Annotated in this window: 8 protein-coding genes; 6 read left to right on the plus strand and 2 right to left on the minus strand. The window is 48.5% G+C overall.

What is annotated here, in order from left to right; genetic code table 11:
- Positions 1-22 precede the first annotated feature (22 nt).
- Complete coding sequence (gene shc, locus QY97_RS13480) at positions 23-1897, minus strand: squalene--hopene cyclase (RefSeq protein ID WP_039237102.1); 1875 nt, start codon at positions 1895-1897, stop codon at positions 23-25.
- Positions 1898-1922: 25 nt separating this feature from the next.
- Between shc and QY97_RS13485 the strand changes: the two genes are divergently transcribed.
- From QY97_RS13485 to QY97_RS13495, 3 genes are all read left to right on the plus strand, one after another.
- Positions 1923-3113, plus strand: coding sequence for a DUF2515 domain-containing protein (locus QY97_RS13485; protein ID WP_082090229.1), 1191 nt, complete (start codon positions 1923-1925; stop codon positions 3111-3113).
- Between the two features lie 16 nt (positions 3114-3129).
- The gene (locus tag QY97_RS13490; protein WP_099098562.1) at positions 3130-3486 is read left to right on the plus strand and encodes a CBO0543 family protein; all 357 of its coding nucleotides are present in this window, start codon (positions 3130-3132) and stop codon (positions 3484-3486) included.
- Positions 3487-3753: 267 nt separating this feature from the next.
- Entirely contained in the window at positions 3754-4680 is a 927-nt protein-coding gene (locus QY97_RS13495; protein ID WP_039237103.1) for an alpha/beta hydrolase, read from the plus strand.
- 137 nt (positions 4681-4817) lie between these two features.
- Here the strand turns inward: QY97_RS13495 and QY97_RS20465 are convergent, their stop codons facing one another.
- Positions 4818-4955, minus strand: coding sequence for a hypothetical protein (locus QY97_RS20465; RefSeq protein WP_157761898.1), 138 nt, complete (start codon positions 4953-4955; stop codon positions 4818-4820).
- Between the two features lie 153 nt (positions 4956-5108).
- Between QY97_RS20465 and QY97_RS13500 the strand changes: the two genes are divergently transcribed.
- The 3 genes from QY97_RS13500 to QY97_RS21155 all read left to right on the plus strand — a co-directional run bounded on the left by QY97_RS13500 (position 5109) and on the right by QY97_RS21155 (position 6424).
- A complete protein-coding gene (locus tag QY97_RS13500; RefSeq protein ID WP_039237105.1) occupies positions 5109-5303 on the plus strand; it encodes a YwbE family protein in 195 nt (64 codons plus the stop codon).
- A gap of 240 nt (positions 5304-5543) precedes the next feature.
- On the plus strand, positions 5544-6191 hold the full coding sequence (locus QY97_RS19615; RefSeq protein WP_052728977.1) for a YobA family protein: 648 nt from the start codon (positions 5544-5546) through the stop codon (positions 6189-6191).
- A 155-nt stretch (positions 6192-6346) separates the two neighbouring features.
- The gene (locus QY97_RS21155) at positions 6347-6424 is read left to right on the plus strand and encodes a putative holin-like toxin (RefSeq protein ID WP_369007680.1); all 78 of its coding nucleotides are present in this window, start codon (positions 6347-6349) and stop codon (positions 6422-6424) included.
- The last annotated feature ends 438 nt before the right edge of the window (positions 6425-6862 follow it).

Here is a 6862-nt window from a genome sequence, read left to right on the forward strand (position 1 = left end):
CTGAAGAGCCGATCCTTTTTCATTAACCGAAGGCCCGCCGGTAATTCGATAAGGCCAAAAGCGGGAAAATGTAACGGTAGCTGTGGTAGTGGATATAAAAGCTTCCGGCCATGCCCTGTCCCTTTGGGTAATCTGTCGTCCAGTCAGTATTCTCGAGAGACCCCAGCAAAAACTGCACCCCTTTTTGAACGGCGGGTGACGGTGTTCCCTCGGCGGCAATGAGCGCATCCAGCGCCCAGGCTGTATGGGTGAGGGTGCTTTTACCAAGCGGCACGTACCGTTTTTCGCTGTCACTTCGGCAGGATTCCCCCCAGCCGCCGTCCCGGTTTTGGATGCTCCTTAGCCAGGCGGCGGCCTTCTTGACGGAAGGGTGATCAGCAGAAAAGCCGGCGGACTGAAGGCCGGTGACAGCTGCCCACGTTCCGTAAATATAGCAAATGCCCCACCGGCCGTACCAGGAGCCGTCGGATTCCTGATTGCTGATAAGCCAGCGGGCTGCCCGTTTCATGCCCTTGTGATCGTTTGGCAGGTTCGTGTAGTTGCCGAAAAACTCAAGCGTTCTGCCGGTCAAGTCCGCCGAGCTTGGGTCGCTGAAGATAAACTCTCCTTTTTCAACCGGAAGAAGATGAATCCACCGGCCCTTCACGTTCTTTTCAAAGGCTGCCCAGCCGCCGTCATCATTCTGCATGGATAAGAGCCATTGCACACCCCGGTCCCAGGCTCTGCGAAAGGCCGAATGGTCTGTCACCCCTCTTGCAATGGATCGCAAGGAAGCGGTCGTGTCATCCATATCGGGGTTGACGGTATTGATGTGGGAAAACCCCCATCCGCCCGGTACACCGGCAGGATTGTGAATGGCCCAGTCGCCAAACTTATAATGCTGCCGCTCAAGCAGGTAACGGTTGGCCTTTTCAACCATCGGATCATGGAGAGGCACACCGGCCAGCTGCAACGCAGAATTGATGAGTGACGTGTTCCATACATTCGCTGTTGTATACTGCATGTGAGGCTGCCCGCCGATCTCTGTTTTCATGGCGGTTAACCCGCTCACTGCCCTTCTGATTAAGGGATCCTCTTTTTTGTATCCGAGCGACAGCAAAGCGAAAATCATCAGAAAAGTAGAGCTGTAATAGCTGTACAGCGTGCCGTCGGGCTCGATCCGCTCGAGCATGTACGTTTTCGCGCGGTCGACAGCGAGAGAGCGGAGACGGGAAGGCAGCCCGATGAGGCGTTTCACCTCTTGCTCGATGGAGGACAGGATGGGCCGCCATTCCGAACGGACCTCCCAGTCATGAATGTCGCTCCGGTCTAACAATAAATCGGAAAGGTCCGGGCTCCGGGACGTTCGGAGGCTGAATTTCTTTTCGGCTAAAAGAAGGATCGGGGCCAGGTTCACTCTTCCATACACGGAAAATTGATAAAAGTGTACCGGAAAGGAAGGCGGCAGCAGCATCACTTCAACCGGCACAGGAAAGCAGGCAGGCCACTTGTATTGCCCCGTGATCGCCAGCATGATTTTGGCAAAGATGTTGATGCGCTCAACGCCGCCCTTGGCCAGAATGAAACGCCGGGCCGCTCTCAGTTTCGGGTCACTCTTCTTCACGTACCCTGAATACAAAAGGGCATAATACGCCTCCACGGTGGCGGTCACATTCCCATCCGGCTCGTCATAAAACAGCTTCCACGCCCCGTTTTTCTCTTGTTTGTCCATCAGCCTCGACACAAGCCCCTGAATCAACTCTTCCTCATGTATTTCCAATGTCCGTAATAAAATGATCATGTAGGCATCCGTTGACAGACCGGTTTCAAACGGATACGCCCAGGATCCGTCGGGCGTCTGGTCTTTTCTCAGCCTGTCAATCAGCCGCTGGATTCCTTCACTGGTATCGATCTTCATCTATACTCATTCCTCTCCCCGTAAAATGCGGATCATTTCATGTGTATTCAAGTGGGGCGGGGAAGCATTCATAGAGGAGGGAGGAACCATATTTTTCAGAAGAAGCCGGCAAACGCCTCCTCTTGACAGAATCAAGGAAGAATTAGAAAGAAGAAAAAAGCTTGCAAAGCCTTTGAATCTATCAAGAGAGGAAAAAGCTCTTGTCAAGCGAATCAAAGAGGAAACAAGCGAGCGGAACAAAAACAACGTCACCCGGACGAACGCTTACCTGGAATTCTACAACGAGCACCCCGACATTCATTGGGCCTTTCTCGGGCACATGGTGTCGAGAAACGGCGGCTGGAACATGACGGATTTAAAGGGCGAGCTCTTGGCGCGGCTGTTATCAGAGAAGGAAAAACGGTCGTTTTTTTCTTTTCTGGAACGGGGAAACTGGCTGATTTTCCAGGATGCGTACCCGCAGTTTCTGCTGTACCGGGAGAGCCTTAAGCAGCAAAAGCCGCTGTTTTTTCTGTTTCCTTGTTTTCACATTTCTCTCTTTATGGAAGTAATCTGGCACTTCTTTTGGAGGCACCCTGACAAAGCCATGTTAACGACCGCTCTCATTATCAATGAGCAGAACTACCTGGAACAGCGGGTGATGCAGAACCCTCTCTATCAGCACGAAGTCTTCAATACGATCGAATTTAAGCTCCAGGACCTTTTGTCGTTCAACCAGATTCTTTTCCCTTACCGTAAAGACGGCCTCTTGCATTTTACGGGCCGGACACTTCACCAGTTTGATTCCCTGCCCGCCCGCATTTTATTAGGAAAGCGGCTGTATGCCCTTTTGTTTCATCATAAGGAACGGTTAAGGAGTGTAGAGGACTGGGCCAATACCCATCCGCATACCGGCTCGAGAAAGGATTACTGGCCGCATCTGTTTAACAGCGTCCATGAAGGAATACCCGGGAAGAAATATCAGCTCCGGTTAAGAAACTGCCGGCTGCGGCCGGGAGCGGCCCGGATGTACAGCCCGCCTCTTAAATACGCCTGGAAAGACGTCCGCCATGCAGAGGCGGAGCCGGGAGACTGGTTTCAAAACACGAGCGTCATGGACCATTTCAGCGAATTACACGAAACATTAGACGGGGAGATCCAAGATGACTACTGTAAAACACTTGAAAGACTCGAACTTGCCGCCCTTGCGAAAAAAGCGATCTTTATACGGGAGTAGGGCCTATCTCCCGGCTATGCTGCTGTCCAGTTTGCTCGGCACGTATTTAGACCTCTTGTTTACAGGAAAGAGCATGTATGCCTTCCCGGCGAGGCCGTTTGCCTCCATTTTTTCGGTTAACCTATTGTTTACGCTCGTTGTCCTTCCAGCAGCGACCGGTCTCTTTTTAATGCTTATACAGAGGTGGAGCTGGCTGAAACGGGCGGTGTTCATTCTGCTCCTCGGTTTAGGGGCGGCGGTGATGGAGAAGCAAGCGGAAGCCGTCGGTTTGTTCGTTCATTCGGAGGAGTGGAGCCATCTTTATACGGTAGCGGGATACAGTCTGTTTCTGTTTGCGATGGCTGCTTTTCATGACTGGTTTTGTGAAAAATAACGCGGTATCCTGCAGCCGCTCACAGTCTTCCTTTCAGCAGGAAGACTGATGAGCGGCCCGCTTCTCCTATATACATTCTCCTATTCTTTTAATCTAGCCGTTCTAAAAAACCTTCTTCTCCATATACTGAAGGTAAAGGTTACGGGCGAGCGTACAAAACAAGCATTCCTCATAGATGATAACCTTTGAGAATAGCTGCATGCGTATTCTCTTTTTTGTTGGAATCAGGGGCTTTAGGAAGAAAGAAAAAAGGAGGCCATGACACAAATGGGTTTAGATCCTCAAGCAAAGTTTATTTTAGCGCAAATGGAAGAAGCGGGTGCCCCGCCTATGCATGAACTCTCGCCAGAAGAGGCAAGAGCCACCTCGGACTTTTCCGCTTTGGCGGGAGAACCGGAGGAGGTGGCTCGCGTAGAGAACCGGACGATTCCGGGGCCTGGCGGAGAGATTCCGGTCCGTATCTATACACCGGAGGGACAAGGACCGTTTTCTGCTCTCGTCTATTATCACGGCGGCGGCTGGGTCATCGGAGACTTGGACACGGTGGATGTTCCGTGCCGCCTGCTTGCCAACCGGGCTCAATGTGTGGTGATTTCTGTGGATTACCGGCTGGCCCCGGAGCATAAATTCCCGGCCGCGGCGGACGATGCGTACGCCGCAGCGAAGTGGGTAATTGAAAACGCTGCTTCCATTCGAGTAGAACCGAGGCGTGTGGCGGTTGGAGGAGACAGTGCCGGCGGAAATCTTGCAGCGGTGGTGTCCCTCATGGCACGAGACAGGAATGACCTGCCGCTCGCTTATCAGATGCTGATTTATCCGGTGACGAATCATTCCTACGAGACCGCCTCGTACCGAGAGAATGCCGACGGATATTTGTTAACAAAGGATTCCATGGTCTGGTTTTGGGATCATTATTTGCGAAATGCAGAAGATGGGAAGCATCCGTATGCGTCCCCTCTGCAGGCGAGGGATTTAAGCGGATTGCCTCCTGCGCTTGTTATCACAGCCGGGTATGATCCGCTCCGGGATGAAGGAGAAGCGTATGCGAAACGCTTAGAAGACGCGGGTGTGGCTGTAGAAGCGACACGCTATAAAGAAATGATTCACGGATTCTTCTGGATGCCAGGTGTTCTCGACCAAGGCAAACAATGCATAGAACAGGCAGCCGCTGCGCTAAGGCGGGCATTTAATTAATAAAAGACGATATTATAAAAAAGCAGGCAAACGTTTCTAGTAGCCTGCTTTTTTATATGGATTCACTCAATATAAGAATCCGCTTTCATTCCTATTTCCTGGGGAATTTATAGTAAGTGCATGAGCATATTCAGCTATTACTTGGCTTCTCCTTCAAAAATAAGCTGGATTCGCTGGATCTGTCCGCCAGCCCAGAACAGCAATGGCTGAAACGTGTGCAGCCGCCCGCCTTCTTTCGCATGGGCGTGAATGATCTCCTCGTCGTCCTCTTTCATGTCATGTACGATTGATTAATGGTCTTGTTTAACCTTAACCTCACTGGTAATATTAGAAAATATCGCCTGAATTCCTTAGGTACTGTTAAAATGGATGGTTTAGATTGCGAATAAGGGATATTTAAAGGAATAGATAAAAAAGGAGGCACCCCCATGCCAGGAACGAGAAGAGAAAATATCAAACCAGGACTAAAGGTAAAAGTGGTTCAAAAACAAGACCAGCGCTCAGGCAAGCTCACAGAAGGTGTTGTCGCGAGGATACTGACCAATTCTGCGACCCACCCGCACGGCATTAAAGTCAAGCTGGAGAGCGGCCTGGTCGGCCGGGTAAAGGAGATTATCGAATAGACTGATCGAGATGACTGATTGCATAAAAGGCATCTTTCTTTTTGGTTTAATAAAGATTTTACTCACCCAGCAGCCTCCCTTCTCACAGCGACAGGGGAGAAAGGGAGGAGGCAAAGCCATTGGGAGAATAAAAGGTGACAGGTTTGTTTTTTGCTTATTTTTCGGGATTGTTAGTAAAGTCTGGAGAAGGCTGTGCTGAAAAGTAATATTAAGAATTTTTAAAGTGAAGGGGTTAACCGAATGCAAATAAAATGGCTTATTTTTATTCTATCCATTCCGCTGATTTTTCTCGCAGCTTGTTCATCAGATAGTCAAGCTGCAAATGATGTAAATGCTGCAGATAAAGAGAGTGATGAGCATGTAAGAGAGATTGCTTGGGATTTTGTTAAAGAAAAGGGTTGGGATGATGAGGGTAAAGAAGAATGGCAGCGTGCAAAAGTAACGAAAACGGTTGCTGCTGATAATGACCATACATTCTTGGGTCAAGCTTATAAAGATAATTATGAAGGCAAGGAAGTATTATTTGTTTCCTTTGAAAGCACCCCTTCCATACTAATCGACCCACAGACCAGCAAGGTCATCGGCTATAAGCCATTAGAAACTCCTCCTGTCGAAGGGTATATTGTTAATAAGGATAAGGCTAGAATATGGGTCATTCCCGAAATAAACAAAGAAGAATTAATAGGCAAGAGCGAGGAAGAGGTGTTTGCTCTTGTGATGAGTGAAAAGTATCACGGGGAAGGTTATATGGTTGACGCAAAAGATATTGATAAAGAGCTGGTTTCCTCTCTTCAAGTGGGTCAAAAGGTTATCGTGCATTTTGATACATCTGGGCTTTCAGCTCCGATGTATGCACATGCTACCAATATAAAAATTATAGAAAAATAAAAGCAACATTGGTGATAGAGGTTATAGAATAAGCAGTGCCAAAAAAGAGAAAGAATGTTCGATACTGCCGCTAAAATTTGCTATAATGAAAGAGACAATTGCATAGCCACACAGGATGGGTGGCGGTACACCCCAAAGAAAGGGGGTGCCGCTTTATGACGACTTTTCAGACATTAACCTTAATGATCGCGTTTGCCGCGCTAGTCGTTTCGATTATAAATACAAAAAAATAACCCATCCTGACACATTCGACGGTTAAGGATGGGTTATTTTTATCACCTGTCAAGGCCGCCACTTATACGGTGGCATCAATTGTCCGGAAGAGAGATGTTGCTGCATCTCTCTTCTCTTATTTATACCCTTATTATAATCCCGGTATGACAAATTTGCAAACAAGGTTTTCTGTCTATGAATGAAATATCTGAACATTGTAAAAGCAGTTTCGTAGAAAACTTCTAAAAAATACCCGGAGAGAAGCGAACGGTCAGTTCGCTTCTTCATTCTGTTGATAAAGTCTTCTGTCAATGGACAAGCAATGAAAAAATATGTAGAATCTCCTCAGAATACATGAAAGAGGAGATTTTTTTATGTTCTTTTCTCACACCTACCAGGAAATTGAACAAAACCGGGCGTTCTATCTTCACATGTATGATGCTTCCCATCAGCTTGTC

The organism is Bacillus thermotolerans, from assembly GCF_000812025.2.
Lineage (GTDB): Bacteria > Bacillota > Bacilli > Bacillales > Domibacillaceae > Quasibacillus > Quasibacillus thermotolerans.

Excerpts from the sequence above, each read along its gene's own strand:
- QY97_RS13500 (WP_039237105.1), top strand. The coding sequence starts at position 5,109 with ATGCCAGGAACGAGAAGAGAAAATATCAAACCAGGACTAAAGGTAAAA.
- QY97_RS13490 (WP_099098562.1), top strand. The coding sequence starts at position 3,130 with ATGCTGCTGTCCAGTTTGCTCGGCACGTATTTAGACCTCTTGTTTACA.
- QY97_RS19615 (WP_052728977.1), top strand. The coding sequence starts at position 5,544 with ATGCAAATAAAATGGCTTATTTTTATTCTATCCATTCCGCTGATTTTT.
- shc (WP_039237102.1), bottom strand. The coding sequence starts at position 1,897 with ATGAAGATCGATACCAGTGAAGGAATCCAGCGGCTGATTGACAGGCTG.
- QY97_RS21155 (WP_369007680.1), top strand. The coding sequence starts at position 6,347 with ATGACGACTTTTCAGACATTAACCTTAATGATCGCGTTTGCCGCGCTA.
- QY97_RS13485 (WP_082090229.1), top strand. The coding sequence starts at position 1,923 with ATGCGGATCATTTCATGTGTATTCAAGTGGGGCGGGGAAGCATTCATA.
- QY97_RS20465 (WP_157761898.1), bottom strand. The coding sequence starts at position 4,955 with ATGAAAGAGGACGACGAGGAGATCATTCACGCCCATGCGAAAGAAGGC.
- QY97_RS13495 (WP_039237103.1), top strand. The coding sequence starts at position 3,754 with ATGGGTTTAGATCCTCAAGCAAAGTTTATTTTAGCGCAAATGGAAGAA.